This is a genomic window from Methylocystis sp. Sn-Cys (genome assembly GCF_016745395.1).
Lineage (GTDB): Bacteria > Pseudomonadota > Alphaproteobacteria > Rhizobiales > Beijerinckiaceae > Methylocystis > Methylocystis iwaonis.
Genome location: NZ_JAERVJ010000010.1, coordinates 165,430 through 181,159 on the forward strand (window position 1 = coordinate 165,430; position 15,730 = coordinate 181,159).

The 15,730-nt window shown below is 59.7% G+C and carries 14 protein-coding genes; 1 reads left to right on the forward strand and 13 read right to left on the reverse strand.

Annotation, left to right across the window (positions count from 1 at the left end; genetic code table 11):
• Nucleotides 1-2: 2 nt before the first annotated feature.
• The 11 genes from JJT62_RS17675 to flgF form a co-directional block, all read right to left on the reverse strand.
• Nucleotides 3-503: a transglycosylase SLT domain-containing protein gene (locus JJT62_RS17675; RefSeq protein ID WP_202074099.1), complete on the reverse strand. Its 501-nt coding sequence runs from the start codon at nucleotides 501-503 to the stop codon at nucleotides 3-5.
• Nucleotides 504-555: 52 nt separating this feature from the next.
• The gene (locus JJT62_RS17680) at nucleotides 556-1,896 is read right to left on the reverse strand and encodes a flagellar hook-length control protein FliK (protein ID WP_210340716.1); all 1,341 of its coding nucleotides are present in this window, start codon (nucleotides 1,894-1,896) and stop codon (nucleotides 556-558) included.
• A 254-nt stretch (nucleotides 1,897-2,150) separates the two neighbouring features.
• The gene (locus JJT62_RS17685) at nucleotides 2,151-3,281 is read right to left on the reverse strand and encodes a hypothetical protein (protein WP_202074101.1); all 1,131 of its coding nucleotides are present in this window, start codon (nucleotides 3,279-3,281) and stop codon (nucleotides 2,151-2,153) included.
• A complete protein-coding gene (locus JJT62_RS17690; RefSeq protein ID WP_202074102.1) occupies nucleotides 3,278-4,333 on the reverse strand; it encodes a flagellar motor protein MotB in 1,056 nt (351 codons plus the stop codon). The genes JJT62_RS17685 and JJT62_RS17690 overlap by 4 nt, the downstream gene beginning before the upstream one ends.
• A gap of 6 nt (nucleotides 4,334-4,339) precedes the next feature.
• The gene (locus JJT62_RS17695) at nucleotides 4,340-4,987 is read right to left on the reverse strand and encodes a hypothetical protein (protein ID WP_202074103.1); all 648 of its coding nucleotides are present in this window, start codon (nucleotides 4,985-4,987) and stop codon (nucleotides 4,340-4,342) included.
• Nucleotides 4,984-6,636, reverse strand: a complete 1,653-nt coding sequence (gene fliF / locus JJT62_RS17700) for a flagellar basal-body MS-ring/collar protein FliF (RefSeq protein WP_202074104.1) — start codon at nucleotides 6,634-6,636, stop codon at nucleotides 4,984-4,986. Before fliF ends, JJT62_RS17695 begins: the two co-directional genes overlap by 4 nt.
• A 46-nt stretch (nucleotides 6,637-6,682) precedes the next feature.
• Nucleotides 6,683-7,573 (reverse strand): flagellin, encoded by an 891-nt coding sequence (locus tag JJT62_RS17705; protein WP_202074105.1) that lies wholly within the window; start codon nucleotides 7,571-7,573, stop codon nucleotides 6,683-6,685.
• 206 nt (nucleotides 7,574-7,779) lie between these two features.
• Nucleotides 7,780-8,691 (reverse strand): flagellin, encoded by a 912-nt coding sequence (locus tag JJT62_RS17710; RefSeq protein ID WP_202074106.1) that lies wholly within the window; start codon nucleotides 8,689-8,691, stop codon nucleotides 7,780-7,782.
• A 313-nt stretch (nucleotides 8,692-9,004) separates the two neighbouring features.
• Nucleotides 9,005-9,634 carry a hypothetical protein gene (locus JJT62_RS17715; protein WP_202074107.1) on the reverse strand — a complete coding sequence of 210 codons (630 nt, stop codon included), beginning with the start codon at nucleotides 9,632-9,634 and terminating at the stop codon, nucleotides 9,005-9,007.
• Between the two features lie 279 nt (nucleotides 9,635-9,913).
• Complete coding sequence (locus tag JJT62_RS17720; RefSeq protein ID WP_202074108.1) at nucleotides 9,914-11,245, reverse strand: FliI/YscN family ATPase; 1,332 nt, start codon at nucleotides 11,243-11,245, stop codon at nucleotides 9,914-9,916.
• A gap of 9 nt (nucleotides 11,246-11,254) precedes the next feature.
• Nucleotides 11,255-11,977: a flagellar basal-body rod protein FlgF gene (gene flgF / locus JJT62_RS17725; RefSeq protein ID WP_202074109.1), complete on the reverse strand. Its 723-nt coding sequence runs from the start codon at nucleotides 11,975-11,977 to the stop codon at nucleotides 11,255-11,257.
• 221 nt (nucleotides 11,978-12,198) lie between these two features.
• Here flgF and JJT62_RS17730 point away from each other — a divergent pair, with 221 nt between their 5' ends.
• On the forward strand, nucleotides 12,199-12,888 hold the full coding sequence (locus tag JJT62_RS17730) for a response regulator transcription factor (RefSeq protein ID WP_202074110.1): 690 nt from the start codon (nucleotides 12,199-12,201) through the stop codon (nucleotides 12,886-12,888).
• Between the two features lie 198 nt (nucleotides 12,889-13,086).
• Here JJT62_RS17730 and JJT62_RS17735 read toward each other — a convergent pair whose 3' ends face one another.
• Both JJT62_RS17735 and flgK read right to left on the reverse strand, forming a co-directional pair.
• Nucleotides 13,087-14,133: a flagellar hook-associated family protein gene (locus JJT62_RS17735; RefSeq protein ID WP_210340717.1), complete on the reverse strand. Its 1,047-nt coding sequence runs from the start codon at nucleotides 14,131-14,133 to the stop codon at nucleotides 13,087-13,089.
• A 10-nt stretch (nucleotides 14,134-14,143) separates the two neighbouring features.
• Entirely contained in the window at nucleotides 14,144-15,625 is a 1,482-nt protein-coding gene (gene flgK, locus JJT62_RS17740) for a flagellar hook-associated protein FlgK (protein ID WP_202074112.1), read from the reverse strand.
• Nucleotides 15,626-15,730 lie beyond the last annotated feature (105 nt).

Here is a 15,730-nt window from a genome sequence, read left to right on the forward strand (position 1 = left end):
CGTCAAAAACGCCGTGAAGCCATTTCGCTGCGAACCATGGTACAGAAAGCTTTCGACTGCTCTGTCCAGGAACCGAATCCGCTGGCGATCATATTTCCGATAACCGCGCACACATAGCTTTTTTGAGCAGGCGCATTGCCTGGCCCTGCATGGTACCGCGCGACGGCGCTCGTCCAGGTCTTTTCGCTTCGGTATAAATCGCGCAGAAACGTGGCCGCATAATCGACATTCTGACGCGGATCGAACATCGCCTCGACAGACTTGAACATGCGGCCGTGATAATGATGATTGACTTGCATGCAGCCGATGTCGATCAGCTTGACGCCACGGGCGCGAGCGTTTTCGAATACAGCGACCGCTTCCGGTAGAGAGGGACTAAAAACCGGGCGTCCGCCCACATTCATCGCGAATTCGTGCAGATCGCCTTTTTGGCCGGTCTCCGTTAAGGCGACAGCGTAAAGCACCGCGACCGGTACGTTATGCTCTTGGGCGGCGCGAATCATCTCGCGCTCGCACACATTGCTGGGCGTTCCGGACCGAACGTCCGCTCGTGCGTCAGAGATAGACGCCGGAAGCGCCAGAAGCGCCGCTATCGCGCGCCACGGCGCCATGTTCCTGGGACTGGTCTTTTCGCGGCGCGCGTGAAAAGCTTTGGCCATCCCGATTGTTTCCCGCGCCATCGTTCTCGCCAAATGATCCCCCTTCGCCTCGTTGATCGAACGGCGCCTGAGAGTCATTCTGGCGCGCATCGTTCATGGTATCCGACGGAACGGGAGCGGGGCTGACCCTGATGGCTATATCGTCGACGGAGTGGCCGGAAACGCTCAGCGCCTGAGAGAGTTGATCCCGAGACTGCGTCAAAAGGTTTTGTACCGCCGCCGAATTCACGTCGATCTTCAAGGAAACGCGTGTCTTCGTGAGCTGCATTCTCACAGTGACGGCGCCGAGATCTTCGGGCTCCAATTGGAACGTCAGAACTTTTGTAGGGCTATCCTTCGCGTGATCGCTTATTGCTTTGATGGAGGCCGGAGCTGTCGCTTGGGAGACGCTGCGAGACACAGAACTGCCTTCGGAGGCGGGCGAACCAACCGACAATGGCGTTGCCGCCGCGTTCGGCGATTCGAGCTGCAGACCAAAAGCGTCATTCGCAGCGGCGGAAACAGATTCTTCCTTCGATTTATCGGTGCCCGCAAAAGGAGGCGCGTCCATAGAATCCGCGTTTCCGACGGAGGCGCCCTCCATAGCTAAAACTGGCGTCTGCGTAACTGGGAGATGCGTGGCGAGCGACACGATCGTCAATTTTGGTGACGCGGTCGACTCCTCCGTTCCCGTCGCGGCTAGAGCGGACGTCGAGGCGCCGGCGAGCGACGCGCCTTCCGCGTTCGCGCCTTGCGAAGAGACGATCTTCCCGGAGAGCGCCTGCGCCAGATCATCTGGCAAACGCGCGATGAAATCCTCGAGTGTCATACGCTTGGGCGCCGTTGTCGCTACTGAGAGAGAAGCGTTCGCTGATTCAATCGCCCCGAGCTTTGGCGGCTCTTCAGTGTTTGCAGCCGATTGGGCCGCGTCAGCCATCGCCGGCGACAGAGTCGGAAGCGAAGGATTGCCCGACACAATGGGCATCGCGGGGAAAAGAGCCGCAAGCTCGTCCAGCATCATCGAACCAGATGCTTCGACGCCAGACGCCGTTGCACCCGAATCGCCGGGAGCCCCAGCGTCACTGGTTTTTCCAAATCCGGCGAAGAGCGCTGATAATTGGCTGGGGCCTAGCGCGCTCAACGGCCAACTGGCGGCCTCTCCGCCGGTTGCTTCAAAAGCAGCCGCCTCGTCTGGTTTGTCCTTTTCAGCCGGCTGATCGTTCTGATCGGCCTTTTGCAACCGCGATAGTCGCAGCATAGTCAGGCTTTCGACAATCGGACGGGGCGTTCCCGGGCGGTCCGACGCCTGCTCGTCGCCACCCTCGCTAACGCGCGCATTGCCATGTGAGGGCTCTTGCGCCTTTTCTGCGCTCGCGTCGTTATGGAGCGCGGTGACTTGCGCCTCGAAGGTCGAAGCCTGCGCTCCATTCGAGTCGGACGGCTCGCGACGGTTCATCGTCGAAGCAATGCCGCTGTCCGGTAGAGTGGTCCGTTGCATGGTCAACGAGTTCATTAGCGGCCCGCCCTTTCCAGGAGTTTTCCCGAGTCTTCGAGCGACTGTTCCAAGTTCTGAAATTGCGGCGTGTCGTCTCGGTCGTGAGACGCCGTCGCCGCTTGCGCGGGTGCAGGCTCGTCCCCAGCTCCAAGCCTCGCGCCAACGCTCCGAAGCGTCTTCAAGATCATGGCTTCTTCTCTATTCAAGTAAGAAGCGTCGACGTCTTTGAGATCAGAATCGCTTGGCGGCGAATCGCCGCCCATCACGCGAAGGGCCGCCTGATAGAGCTTCATGCGCTCTTTCGCCTGTGCGCTTTCAGCGAAAACCGCGGCGGCCTGTGTTTGCGCCTTCAAAACGTCCGGTCGGGACATTTGAATGCTCGTACGAGCGAGCGCAGCGTGGAGTTCGAATCCATAGCCAGCAGGCGCCGCTTTAAATAATTCTTCGAGCTCCGCCAGATGCCCTCCCAAGCCCATCTTGGAAAGCGCCCCGGTTAACGCCTGCCAATATTTCGTAGCAAAGGGCGAATGCGAATAGACGAATTGGTAACGCCTCGCGAGCAGCAAGTACCGGTCCATCTCGACGCTCGGATCGCTTATCGCTATTTCACGGCGCAGCGCCGCCTCCTCGACTTGAGACCCCGGCATCGCCAGCCGTGCATAGGCCAACGACCTCGCGGCTTCTTTGTTGTCGACGCCGATCAACAACCCTCCTCTGACAAGCGCCAAGTGCCCCGCGAGGATCGGAGGGTAGCTTCTTACGTCCAGCGGGGTCATCAGTTTCGTGGCGTTCTGCCGATCGCCGTCGGCAAAAGCCAGACTCGCTGAGAGAAGCGGCGGGTCTTTCTCCTCGATCGTGTGATCCTGCAACAGTCGTTTAAGGCGCGCCGATCCGCCGCCAGCCAACACATAAATGACTGCGGCCCGGTAATTTCGCAGCTCTTTCCAATTCTCGGCCGAAAGCGACGAGATGCAGGCCTCGATTCGCGGCGCTATCTTCGCTTGACGCGAGGTCTCGCCAGCGACAACGCGGTCCTGCCCCTCTATCAACTCCCATACGCTACCGACGAGGTCGCATGCGCGCGCCTGTATTGCCGTGCAACTAAGCGCGACTATAGACAACGATGCGAGGAGCCGGCGGAGCTTCAATTGCGATCCCCACGCAGAAGGATTTCGATGCGGCGGTTAGCTGGAGCGAGCGGCGCTTCAGGCGTCTTCAGGCGTCGATCGGCATAGCCGGAAATTCTCGTCACGCGCGCTTCGGGCAGCCCGCCACGCACAAGCATGTAAAGGACCATGTTGGCGCGATCGGCGGATAATCGCCAGTTATCATACGACCCAGACTTGTAGGCGCGTCCATCTGTATGGCCGCCGATTTCTATATTGCCGGGGCGCTTTGTCAGAACGCCGCCGATTTTTTGCAGAATGCGGACCAACTGCGGCTTCGGCTTAATCGAACCGACGTCGAACATTGAAAAGTTGGCGTCGTCCGTCAGGCTGATCAACACGCCGTCTTCGACGCCTTTCACCTCGAGTTTCGGGACCGCGTGCGTTCCCTGCGCTTCGGCCTTGATGACCGTTTCGATCGCGCTCCCGACTGCGGCGTTGGCGTTGGCGTTGGCGTCGGCCTTGGTTGGAGTGGTGGTAGCGGGTTGGTTTTGTCGTTCTTGCGCATCGCTTTTTTTCTGCGGGCTCGATTTCGGCGCGCTCGCAGCGGCCTCGTCGGGCATTGCCCGCTGATCCATACGATCGAATGGATCAGGCAGCGTATTGCCGGGTGATCCGGCCCCTGCGCCAGGAGGGGGATCGAGCTTGGCGATCGCATCGAGCGCCTTGATCGGATCTTTGTGCAGAGAGGCGGCGTCCGCCTCCGCCGTATCCTGGCCCGACTGCCGCTGATTTGAAGATTTGTCCTCAACGGTACGCTGCATGCTCGAGCCCTGACCACTATCCTTGGGATCTTGAAGACCTTTTTTGGCGGGTTTCGAGTCGACGAGTTGCACCGGATTGAAATATTGGACAATCGACGCTTTCGTCTCCTTCGTGGTGGAGTTGATCAGCCACATCACGAGAAAAAACGCCATCATCGCCGTCATGAAGTCCGCGAAGGCAAGCTTCCAAACGCCGCCGTGATGATCCTCTTCGCCATCGCCGTGCCGCTTGCGGACAATAATCACGTCATTCGGGTCTTCGCGGCTCATTGTCGGTTATTCTCCATTGCGCAGACGCCGGACCCATTCTTCCATGCGCGTTTCGATAAGCGTGCTGTTTATTTTCGCTGCGATGTCGACGCCGTCCGTCTCGACCGTGCGCAACGATATCTGTTCTCGGGACAAGCGCTCTTTCACGACGTCGAGCAGGTCGGGCGGTCCGTGCAGTTCGACGAGCGGATTTGCCTCGTCCAGAGCGGCCGAACGCACTGTCTCGATAAAGTCTTCCAGCGAACGCGTGAGCGCACTGTGTGTCAGGAATGGCGTCAATATATGCCCGAGCGCGTCACGAATGTTCCCGAGGCACGATTCGATGTCGTGTTGGATCACCTGCGCGATTCGTGTTCCTTCTTCCTCCGCCCATGTGGCTCGAAGGGCTTCCAACCGCTGGTCGAATGCTTCACGCTCTTTTTCGAACGCCTGCCGTTCCTCTTCGAGCTTCGCCTCGTATTCTCGTTCGAGTTCGGCTCGCAGCTCCTCCCTCGCCTTTTCCCTTTCTTCGGCAAGGAGATCTTCGCTGGGCGGCGTGTCGGCCTCCAGGGCGAACATGGGCGCTGCCTCTGGAATCGCGAAAACCTGTTCGGCCTCCGCCATCCCAGCGTCGAAGTTGGTAAGATAGGACCCGATCGGGCGAAGCTGTATCATGCCGCTTCATCCGATCGCATCCACCGTTTCAGAACCGAAGCGGCCTGCATTTCATCTATTTCGATGAGCTGCTCCAGCTTTTGGCGCGACGAGACGCGCCCCATTCCCCCAATTCCGGCGAAGGGTTCGAGATCAGAGTCGAACGCCAGAGTCGGCGCGTTCATCTGCGGGAGCAGACCTTCATCCTCGTCCCCCGCTGCTTCACTTTCAATTCCGAGCAATGGAGAAGACTGAAGGGAATTGACCTGGGGCGCTTCGGCGAGGAGGGCGCGCGTTGCCGGCATGAGGCCGAAGATGACGAGGGCTGCGGTGATCGCGAGCATCGTGGCCGCGTTGATCATCGTGCCAAAGTAGTGACTCAGAGTCTCGATGATCCCAGGCGACTCGACCGGGTTCATCTCGTGCTCATTGAAGGTGAACTCGACGGCCGAAACCTTCAGGACGTCGCCCCGCTCTTTTCTGACGCCAGCGGCGGACGCCACGATCTGCTCGATTTCCTTCACCTGCCGCTCGATCACATCCGCGCTCGGCGCCGGCTTGCCTGCCTCCGCCAGAGCCGCCCGGTTGATCAAAACCGCGATCGCCAGATTTTCAACCGTGTAACCGCCGCTGACCGTCGTGACGGTCTTCGTCGAAACCTCGTAATTGGTGAGTTCCTCGTGCTTTTTGTTTTCGTCGTTGGATTGCTTTCCGTCTCCGCTTTGTTGCGGCGGTTGCGGGACGTTTCTTTCAACAGTTGTGGGCGACGAGTTGCTGGCGTTTTGCGAGAGCGACGACTCCTTCACCGTGCGCGTCGAACGCTCGACCTTCGACTCGGGATCGTAGATCGTCTCATTGGTTTGGCGGCGATCGGTATTCACCCTCGCGCGCACGCTCACTTGAAAATTTGGAAGACGCAGATAGGGAGTCAATGTGCGTCGAACATTGTCCTGAATGTCTTTTGCGACGCTTTTCTCGAGCGCCAGCGTTTTGGTCGGAACGGCTTCCGACGGATCGCCGTCTGTGGCGGAGAGGATCATTCCATCGGTGTTGAGCACCGTGACTTGGTCGATCGACATGCCGGGCATCGCAGAGGCCACCAGATGGCGAATGGCATGCGCGGCGCTCGAGTCGTCCGGACCTTCGGTCCGTATCACAACCGATGCAGATGGGGGTTGTTTGGCGCGGCGGAACGAACCTTCGTCGGGCATGACGATATGGACGCGCGCGGCCTTCACGCCCCGCATCGACTGGATGGTTCGAGCAAGCTCCCCTTCGATCGCTCGAACGCGCGTGACCTCCTGCATGAAAGACGTCAGGCCCAGAGCGCCGACCTTGTCGAACAGCTCATATCCAGCGTTGGCGCTCTGCGGCAGGCCGCGCTCGGCCAACAGCATGCGCGCGCGGCCTGTCTGTCCATAAGGGACCAGAACGGCGGTGCCCTCCGGATTGACGTCGAATGTGACGCCCATCTCCTTCAAAGCGGCGCCGATCCTGCTCACGTCGTCGCGATCGAGGCCGGCGTAGAGGGTCTCTTCGTTGGGTCGCGACAGATAATAGGTCCCAGCCAGCACGACGCTGACAATCAAGCCGAACACCAATGCGAGAGCCGCCAGCTTCTTGCTTCCGAGGCTCTTTAGATTGTCCAAGACGAGCGAAACTTGTTCCATCGAGGCAAACTTCTGCTTTCGGGCCGGGATAAAAGATCAGATTGTGTTATTGGAACAGCTTCATGATGAGCTGGGAGTTTTGATTGGCGATCGATACGGATTGAACGCCAAGCTGTTGCCGGGTCTGAAGGGCCTGGAGTCGAGTCGAAACCTCGTTCATATCCGCGTCCACAAGAGAGCTGATTCCCGTCTTCAGGGCGTCGTGGAGCGACTGCGTAAATGTTATTTGCAACGAGACTCGCGACTGCACCGCGCCGATCTGCGAGGCGTAATCGGCTAGCTTGGCGATGACCAAATCCGCGTTGGAAAGCGTGTCGGCGGCCACGGCCGAACCGATATTCGCGGCGTTGAGGTTGGTGAAGTCGGTCGCCGTGACGGCGCCGATCGCCTGCGCCGATTCCAGCAACCCCGCGCCGGAGCTGACGAGGGCCGTCGTGAGCAAGTCGATCGTGCCGGTTTGAGAGGGCGCGGCGCCGCCATTGTTCTTGTAGGACGTAATGAAGCTCACCTTACCGGCCGCGGCGGTCGAACCGTCGAGCAGATTGAGGCCCATGAGCGACGCAGAAGCGACGATGCTCGACAACTGCTGGCCAAGCTGAGTGAGGTAGGAGCCAATCTTATCGAGGTCCGCCCCGGGCGTCTGAGCCTGTACGACAGCGTTCTTGATGCTGTCCATGACCGAGATAGCGCTGGTCACCGCACCAGAGGCTACGGCCAGAATCGAGACGCTTTCGCCCAAGGAGTCGTGCAGCACGCTGGTGACGCCTTGATCCGAGCCCATGGTTGTGGCGATCGCCCATGTCGAGGCGTTATCCGAGGCCGCGGAAACTTTGAGGCCGGTGGAAATTTCCCTTTGGGCGTCGCCAAGGGACATCTGGGTCGAACGCAGCATTTGAAGCGCAAGCAAGGACGAAGGATTAGTCAAAATGCTGGACATGCCGGCCTTTCCGAATCTCTCGGGCGCGAGGACTGCCAGATGCTCGCCCCGGCCCTTCGGAAGGATAATTCTTATCTAGCCTTGTGCGAGGCTGCCCGCATTAATGTAAAAATTAACAGACAGTTAAACGACGCTTAACAAAAAATAAACAAAATGGCCACCCGATCGCCTCGGGCGGCCACCTATTTCTTTCTCGGTGAGAAAGATTACTGGAACAGCTTGAGAATCAGCTGCGAGTTCTGGTTGGCGATCGAGAGAGACTGAACGCCGAGCTGCTGCTGGGTCTGGAGCGCTTGAAGGCGCGTCGAAACCTCGTTCATGTCGGCGTCGACGAGCGAGCTCACGCCCGAGGTCAAAGCGTCATTCAGCGACTGAACGAAGGCCGCCTGCGAGGCGACGCGCGACTGAACGGCGCCGATCTGCGAGGCGTAGGTGGTCAGATCAGCGATCACCTTATCGACATTGGACAGCGTGTCCGCCACGGTGCCCGCGGCCACGTCGGCGGCGCTGAGGCTCGTGAAGTTGGTCGTCGCGGTCGAGCCGACCGCCGTCGCGGCTTGCAGAATGCCGGTGCCGCCAGCGTTGGTGAGATCCGTCGTGGCAAGGGAGATGAAGCCCACGCTGGACGCAGCGGCGCCGCTGTTATTCTTATAGGAGGCAGTGAAGTTCACGCCAGGTACCGCGCCGCCCGCAACAGTGGTCGTCGTCGAGCCATCCAGCATATTAATGCCGGTGATGCTCGCCGAAGAGACGACGCTCGAGAGCTGCTGGCCGAGCTGAGCGAGCTTGGTGCCGATTTTGGCGAGGTCAGCGCCGGGCGTCAGGGCCTGGGCGACAGTGTCCTTGATGCTGTTCACGACCGAGATCGCGCCGGTCAGCGCATTGGCGGCGACGTTCAGCGTCGAACCGGCGAAATTCAGCGAGTCGCTCAGCGTGGACATCACGCCCTTGTCCGACTTCATCGTTTCGGCGATCGACCAAGTCGAGGCGTTGTCGGAGGCGCTGGAGATTTTCAGACCGGTCGAAATTTGCTTCTGGGCGACGCTCAGCGAATTCTGCGTGTTGCGCAGAGACTGCAGCGCGGTGATGGCTGACGGGTTGGTGTTGATGCTCGACATGACTCGTCGATCCCTTTCGATAAATCTTTACAAGAGGGACATACCGGACTTCCACCGGTTCGACGGAATTGGCGTCATGCCTCGGAAACTCGATCCGATCCGTTGTCTTCATCGGAGGCGTCGCTGATTTCAACGCCCGCTCGACAGCTCGACAGTCTCATTCCGGCGAGCCACGAGCAAATGAATACACGGCCTATAATTAAGAATGCGTTTAACCGGTCTCAGCGCGCCTTTCTGCCGGACGCGTCACCAGGATGCTACGTGCGAGGCTGGAAACCAACTGCAGGACCTTCCAAGGCCTTTCCCAGGAGCGTCAAGCGGACTTTTTATAAGCCAATTCGCGCGCGGCGACGCCTTGCTCGCTTTTGGACTCGCAGCCGAGGGCAGCCGCGTAGCGGTTCGCAAGTTCGTTTGCGCGTTTGACGAAGCGGGTCGGCTCACTCGGCGAATCGAACATGCCGCTCATCAGAAAGCTGAACTCGCGCAAATCTCTCGGGCTGTAACCCTTGTTCAATACGCAGTCCAGCGCCACGACGTCCCGTTGATCCAAATCGGCGTCGCCCGCGATTCTCGCCAGATCCTCCCGGCAAGCGCCCCGATGCGCCGAGAGGGCGGGTTCCGTTGGGATCCTCTTTCGAAAAAAGGGAGAAGCCAGCACGGCGGTCCAACCCGACGTTTTTGCCCAGCCTTGGGGCGCAGCGCTTGCCTCCAGAACCTTGTCGCGCGCCTTGAAATCGACAAGGGACACACAGGGACGTTCCGCGATGAGTCGACGCAGCTCCTGCGCAGCGGTGCGCGCCGCCTCGATGGCCTCGTCGCCGGCAAGACGTCGCCGACAAAGGCTGCCGATTTCCATCAGCTTCAGCCGTAGCACCGCCGGTCCGGCCTTCTCGATGAACTCCTTCTCGACCTGCAGGATTTCGAAAGCTTCATCGGCGGTCATGGACATCCTCGATCGCGCCGCCCCTCGAGGGAGACATTCCGAAACATCTCGGTCGTTGCGCTTCATCAAATGTATACGGCGCAGCTTTCGCGAAGCTGGACCCTGCCAGGGGCTCCGACGCCGCTTTGGCCCGGTCGCGAAGGCATGGCCTGGCGCGGGCGCACTGCGCAAAGTTGATAGACTTCAGCGGAAAAGAATGCGCTCCAGCTTTTTGAATCTGCGGGTTTTCTCATCGCTCGCACTATTCCGTGCGAGCGCAAAGCGCGCCAGGCGGAGACCTCACCCTCCTCCGCGATTGATCCGCTCCGCCAATTCTTCGAGCGCCACAACGGCTGGCGGGTCTTTAGGAGCTTGCCGCAGGGCGTCATATACGACCGGCGAGAGGACGACCGCGCGATCGAGCTCGGCGTCCACGCCAGCGTGATACCCGCCGAGCATGCGCAAATCGCGCGTTTCCTCGAATTTCGCGAGCATGGATTTCAGCCGCATCACCATCTCGCGTTCGTCTGGCGTCCAGACGCGATCGGCAAGGCGAGAGATGGATTTGAGAAGGTTTATCGCCGGATAGCGGCCCTGTTCGGCGATTTCTCGGTCGAGAACGATATGCCCATCGAGCGTGCCTCGGATGCAATCGGCGATGGGATCATTATGGTTGTCGCCGTCCACGAGGACGGAATAAATTCCCGTCACGGCGCCCACGCCATCCTCGCCGGGCCCCGCGCGTTCGAGCAGGCGCGGCAGGTCGGCAAAAACGCTTGGCGTGTAGCCGTTGGCGACAGGCGGCTCGCCCGACGCCAACGCCACTTCGCGCGCGGCGTGGGCATAGCGCGTCACCGAGTCGACGATCAAAACCACAGAGGCGCCCGCGTCTCGGAAAAACTCGGCAATCGTAGTGGCGGTCAGCGGGGCCATTCGCCGCATCATCGGGCTTTCGTCGGCGGTGGCGACGATCGTGACGACGCCGCCGGGGTTGGCGGAGATCACCGTGTCCACGAAATCGCGCACTTCGCGTCCGCGCTCGCCGACCAGACAAATCACCGCGACAGAAAAACCACCCGCGCGGGACAGCATTTCCAGCAAAGTGGACTTGCCGACTCCCGAACCCGCGAAAATGCCGATCCTTTGGCCCTCACAGATCGGCGTGAATGCGTCGATCGCCCGGACGCCTGTACGCAATGGTTTCGTGATCGGCGTTCTGCGCATTGCCGCGGGCGGGGGCGCATCCAGGTAATAAGGCTTCAGGCCGGCCGAGACAGGCCCTTGCCCATCGACCGGCCGGCCGAAAGCGTCGAGAACCCTGCCCCTCCACGACTCATGCGGCAAGAGTTCGATCGGACCGACGAAGCGCACTTTCGAACCTAGCCCGACAGGGGAATTATTTTCGAAAGCCTTGACGATGACGCCATTCTGGTCGATTCGCACGACCTGTGCGAGCGTCTCGCCGCGCGCGGTTTCCACGCCAACGCAATCGCCGAGCTTGACGAATTTCGAGAGCCCGGCCGTTCTGAAGTAAGTAGGCGTCACCTCCACCACCGCGCCAGAGATGGCGATCTGTCGCTCCGTGCGAGCGAAAAGCTCGGCCGAACGCTGCAATTGCGCGAGTTTGGACATGCGGGCGCCTCAGGCGCCGCCGAGCGTGCGAATAGCGTTTTGCTGGGCCGAATCCAGCGTGTCGTACATGGAGGTGACATTATCGAATGATCGGGAGGTGGCGATAAGTTTTGTCAATTCCGTTATGGGATTGACATTGGCGCCCTCGAGAAACCCTTGCGACACGCCATTGACGGAAAATTCGAGAATAGGCGTCGCCGGCGTTGACGGTATCACGCTGGAGTTCGGGCCCCTTGTCAGAGCGGCGCTGGGATCTATCGAGAACAGGCCCAGGGCGCCAACCTGATTGGCCCCCTGACTGATCATGCCATCGCGGAAGATCATCGGCGGGCCCTGCGTCGGATCGAGGACGATCGGCGCATTGCCGGCGTCCAGGACTGGAAATCCTTCGATCGTCTGGAGCTCGCCCGTTTGCAGCATCTTCAGGCGGCCATCCCGAGTGTAGGCGACGCCATTAGGGGTTCGGATCGCCAACCAACCGGATCCTTGCACGGCGACATCGAGCGGATTGTCGGTCTTTGTGACGGGACCCTGCACCGTCGAGATGAAATCCTTCCCGGTGGAAGCATAAGCAGTTTGCGCGGGGCCCGATTTGGAGAGAGCCGTCTCGAAAGAAACGCCCGCTGCACGAAATCCAACAGTATTCGCGTTGGCGACATTCATGGCAATCGTCGACATGCGCTTGTCCAGAGCGAGCTGTGACGACAAAGACACATAATAAGACGAAAGCATTCTTGGTTCTCTTCTCGGGAACGCCGCAGGGATTCGCTCGAAAGATAACGAGCCCGCCTTACGCGAAGCTGCATTTAGCAGGCGGGGCCGACGCCAGTAATGGCAAGCCTTGACTTAGGTCTTAGCCGTTGACGACCCTCTGGGGTTACGACTACACCCAGTAGAGGGGTCGATTCGCATGAACTGCCCGACATGCTCGCCCATCCGCCGGGAGACGCCGAATGTTAATCATTGTGGATGAAAGGGAAATAGTAACGAGTGCGTATACTAGTCGGTTTGGTCAAGAGGGTGTGTTCTCTACGGGGTTCGGCTTCGAGCAGTTCTTGGAGTGGGTCGACTCGGCTCGTGAAAAGGACTTGCAGGCGGTTGAGGCGTTTTTGATTGGCGATTGCCCGGATCGGGAAGAACTCCCGCGGGTTATCCGGCGGCATTCCCAGGCTCCTGTCATCGCGATGAACGACACGCTATCGTTGGAGCAAACGCTGGGCCTGTTCAGCGCGGGCGTCGACGACGTCGTCCGCAAACCGATTCACGTGCGTGAAATACTTGCGCGTGTTCACGCTATCCGGCGGCGCGCCGAAGCTCGGCAAGATTATGCGACATTCGACCGCATCCAAGTCTTCTTCGATGGCCGCGATCCGGTGATCGACGGCGAGCCCTTCCCGCTGCCGCGCCGGGAAAGGCGCGTTCTGGAATTGCTCGTTTTGAACAAGCGCCGGCGGCTGACGAAGACTCAAGTATTCAACGCCGTCTACGGCCTCTTTGACGAGGAAGTGGAAGAAACGGTGATCGAAAGCCACATCAGCAAGCTGCGCAAAAAGCTGCGAAAGCAACTGGGCTATGACCCGATCGACTCGCAGCGGTTCCTTGGATACCTTCTTGTTTCACAAACGGAAGCCACGGGCAAATAAAGCCAGCAAAATTCCCGAATGAGGACGCTCTCGTTGCGTCCTCCGGGCGCGTGGCCACCACTGAAAGCCGGCCAAGGCGCAAAACTTAGAGCGCATTCCGCAAAAGTTGATAGACTTTTGTGAAGAGAATGCGCTCCAGCTTTTTGAATCTGCGCGCATTCATCGCTCGCACGATTCCATGCGAGCGGAAAGCGCGCGCTAGAGATATTTCGTAAGGCTCAACTGTTGAATTCGGGCCGTCAGCGAATAGGACGTTTCGATCTGAGTCATCAAATTGGTGACCGTGACAGAGGCCAGCGAAGGATCGACGCCCTCCAACGCGCCGATCTGGGCGCTCAATAGATCCTTCTGTGTCGCCATGTTGTCCAGAGCGCTTTTGACGTCGGCCTGCATGACCCCGACTTTTTCCTGTAAATTTGTAAGCCCCGATACGCCTTGATCGATGGCGTTCGTCGCCGCCGTAACGACAGCCTGGAAAGTATCCTTGCTCAGATTGCTCGCGCCGAGACTGGTCAGCATCGTATAGCCGGCCGCAAGCTTCTGGAACGACGCGTCATTCGCCGTAACGGAAGTGGCGCTCGTGCGGGTGATCGATATGCGATTTTGCAGCGGCGAGCTCGACGCCGAGGACCAGTCCGTGGTCCAGCTAGCCGGTGAAAACAAAGCGGCCATAGGACCGGAAATAAAGGCGTCCATCTGGGACGCCGTGATCGTGGAGACAAGCGGATCCGAGGGCGGAAAGCCAAAATTACTGGTAAAAGCGGCGTCGAGGGCAGCTTTTGCTGCGCTCGGCGGCGCCGATGCGGTATCCGTAATCGGCGCCGTGCCCCCCTTGACGCCGCCAAAGACAAACACGCCGCCGCTCGAAGCGTTCAAGCCCGACATCATGGCGCCGAGTGCGGTTTGCGCCTGCTGAATGATCGCGCCCCTGTTGCCGATGCCGTTTTGAGCCGTCATCAGCGCGCTTCGCATGGCTTGCGCGTCTGTCGAGAGCTTCTGCAACGACGTCTGCGTAATCTCGAGGCGAGAAGCAACCACATTGTTGCTTGCAGTGATTGCGTCGATGTCGCTTACGCTGAGATGCAGGAGGGAATCCCGCGTATGCTGAGAACCGATCGCCACGCTCATATCGGCGTGCTGCCCGGTCGACAGTTCTTTCTGAGCGATCGACAGGCGCTTTTGAAGATCGACAATCGAATTGCTCAAGGCGTTCGACATTGCCGAAGTGGAAACGGATGAGATCATCGATCTGCGCTCACGGTCTGATGGCGTTGAACAGGGCTGTATAGAGGGCGTCGATCGACGAAATCAGTTTCGCCGTCGCCTGGTAGGAATTCTCCAGCTCGAGCATTTTGGCCATCTGGCTGTCGAGATTCACGCCGACTGCATTCGACAGAGCCTGGGTGCTCTGGCTGAGCATGGCGCTCTGATAGGTATCGGCGCTGTGGGCCTGCTGTTTTTGCGCAGAGAGCCAGCCATCGGAGGCGCTCGCAAAGGCGGTCAGCGACGTATTCGTATTGAGGCCAGCCGCGGGATCGAAAGATTGAGTCGCAGACAGCGACGAGATCATCTGCTCGATACGGGCAGTATAGAGCGCGCCCCCGGAGGTGTTGTAGGTATAGGCAGGATTTCCGGGATCCGAGATTCCACCGTCGCGCAAGCGCGTCGGATCGCCGCCTTGGCTGGGGTCGGCGTTGGCGTTGACTTGAATTTGCCCAGCGAGGCCAGAAACCATGGCGCCGGGTATGCTCGTCGCGCCGGGATAAGTGAACAGCCCAGGGAGCGTCGGCGCGCCGCCGCCGGTCTGATCGCTCTCGGAAAAGGCCGAAACAAGCCCACGCGCAATCTCGTCGAGCTGGCTCTGATATGCTGGCGCGATAGAGTCCCGCAACTGCGTCAAACCCGCGAGCTTGCCGGAATGCACGCTTGTTGCGAAATTGCTGTTTCCCGTCACCTGCACGCCATCGACATAGACGGCGTTTCCGCTCGCGCCCGCCGCCAGCGCGGGATTGCGCTGGAACGTCACCGCGCGCGGAGCCGTCTCGAACAGCGTCACGCCGCTGTCCGTGAAGATCATCATATCGTTGTTGGGGCGCGTGACCGTCGTTATGCCAATCTCGGAGGAGAGCTGCGTAAGGAGAGAGTCTCTCTGGTCGAGGAGATCTGTGATGTCCCTCTTGGCGCCCGCGCCCGCGACAATCGCGTTGTTGACCTGCTCGAACTTGCTCAGAATCGAATTGATGTTCGTGACCGAGTCTTCGATCTGTTGATCGGCGTTCCGGCGCACATCCTGAACCGTGGTCGTAGCCTGGTTCAAGGAATTGGCCAGGTCCTTTGCTGCGGTCACGGCGCCCGCCGCCGCCGTCGGATCGGAGGGCGCGGCGTCATAGCTCTGCAAGGCGCTTGAAAGCTTCCCCATGAAGAAAGACGGAGAAGAACTGTTGCCGTCGCTGTCGGTAGCCAGCAATTGGGCGATGGAGGAGACGCCGTCATAGACAGCGGACGCCTGAGCGCCGCCAGATGTCGATTGAAGCTGACTCTTGAATAAAGCGGGATTCGTGATGCGCGCGACGCCGTTCACCTCCGCCGCGCCCCCGCCCCCTGTGCTCGTCTGCGCGACCCGCGTGGAGTATCCCGGCGTGTTGGCGTTCGACACATTCCGCGAGAGAATGCTGATCTCGTTCGAGATCGTCCCGAGCGAGGTGTTGGCGATCATTCCCGCGATCGAGAGATTCATGAATTATCCCATTCGCTAAGAGAGCGGCTGCGCAGACGACAAATCTCGCGTGCGCGCCAGCGAGGCGCAGGTCGCAAGAAACATCGCATCGGGTTTTGAATGAGC

Bases quoted from the DNA above. Each gene is read 5' to 3' on its own strand.
- JJT62_RS17675 (WP_202074099.1), bottom strand. From the start codon at position 503: ATGATTCGCGCCGCCCAAGAGCATAACGTACCGGTCGCGGTGCTTTAC.
- JJT62_RS17680 (WP_210340716.1), bottom strand. From the start codon at position 1,896: ATGCTGCGACTATCGCGGTTGCAAAAGGCCGATCAGAACGATCAGCCG.
- JJT62_RS17690 (WP_202074102.1), bottom strand. From the start codon at position 4,333: ATGAGCCGCGAAGACCCGAATGACGTGATTATTGTCCGCAAGCGGCAC.
- JJT62_RS17695 (WP_202074103.1), bottom strand. From the start codon at position 4,987: ATGATACAGCTTCGCCCGATCGGGTCCTATCTTACCAACTTCGACGCT.
- fliF (WP_202074104.1), bottom strand. From the start codon at position 6,636: ATGGAACAAGTTTCGCTCGTCTTGGACAATCTAAAGAGCCTCGGAAGC.
- JJT62_RS17705 (WP_202074105.1), bottom strand. From the start codon at position 7,573: ATGTCCAGCATTTTGACTAATCCTTCGTCCTTGCTTGCGCTTCAAATG.
- JJT62_RS17710 (WP_202074106.1), bottom strand. From the start codon at position 8,691: ATGTCGAGCATCAACACCAACCCGTCAGCCATCACCGCGCTGCAGTCT.
- JJT62_RS17715 (WP_202074107.1), bottom strand. From the start codon at position 9,634: ATGACCGCCGATGAAGCTTTCGAAATCCTGCAGGTCGAGAAGGAGTTC.
- JJT62_RS17720 (WP_202074108.1), bottom strand. From the start codon at position 11,245: ATGTCCAAACTCGCGCAATTGCAGCGTTCGGCCGAGCTTTTCGCTCGC.
- flgF (WP_202074109.1), bottom strand. From the start codon at position 11,977: ATGCTTTCGTCTTATTATGTGTCTTTGTCGTCACAGCTCGCTCTGGAC.
- JJT62_RS17730 (WP_202074110.1), top strand. From the start codon at position 12,199: ATGTTAATCATTGTGGATGAAAGGGAAATAGTAACGAGTGCGTATACT.
- JJT62_RS17735 (WP_210340717.1), bottom strand. From the start codon at position 14,133: ATGATCTCATCCGTTTCCACTTCGGCAATGTCGAACGCCTTGAGCAAT.
- flgK (WP_202074112.1), bottom strand. From the start codon at position 15,625: ATGAATCTCTCGATCGCGGGAATGATCGCCAACACCTCGCTCGGGACG.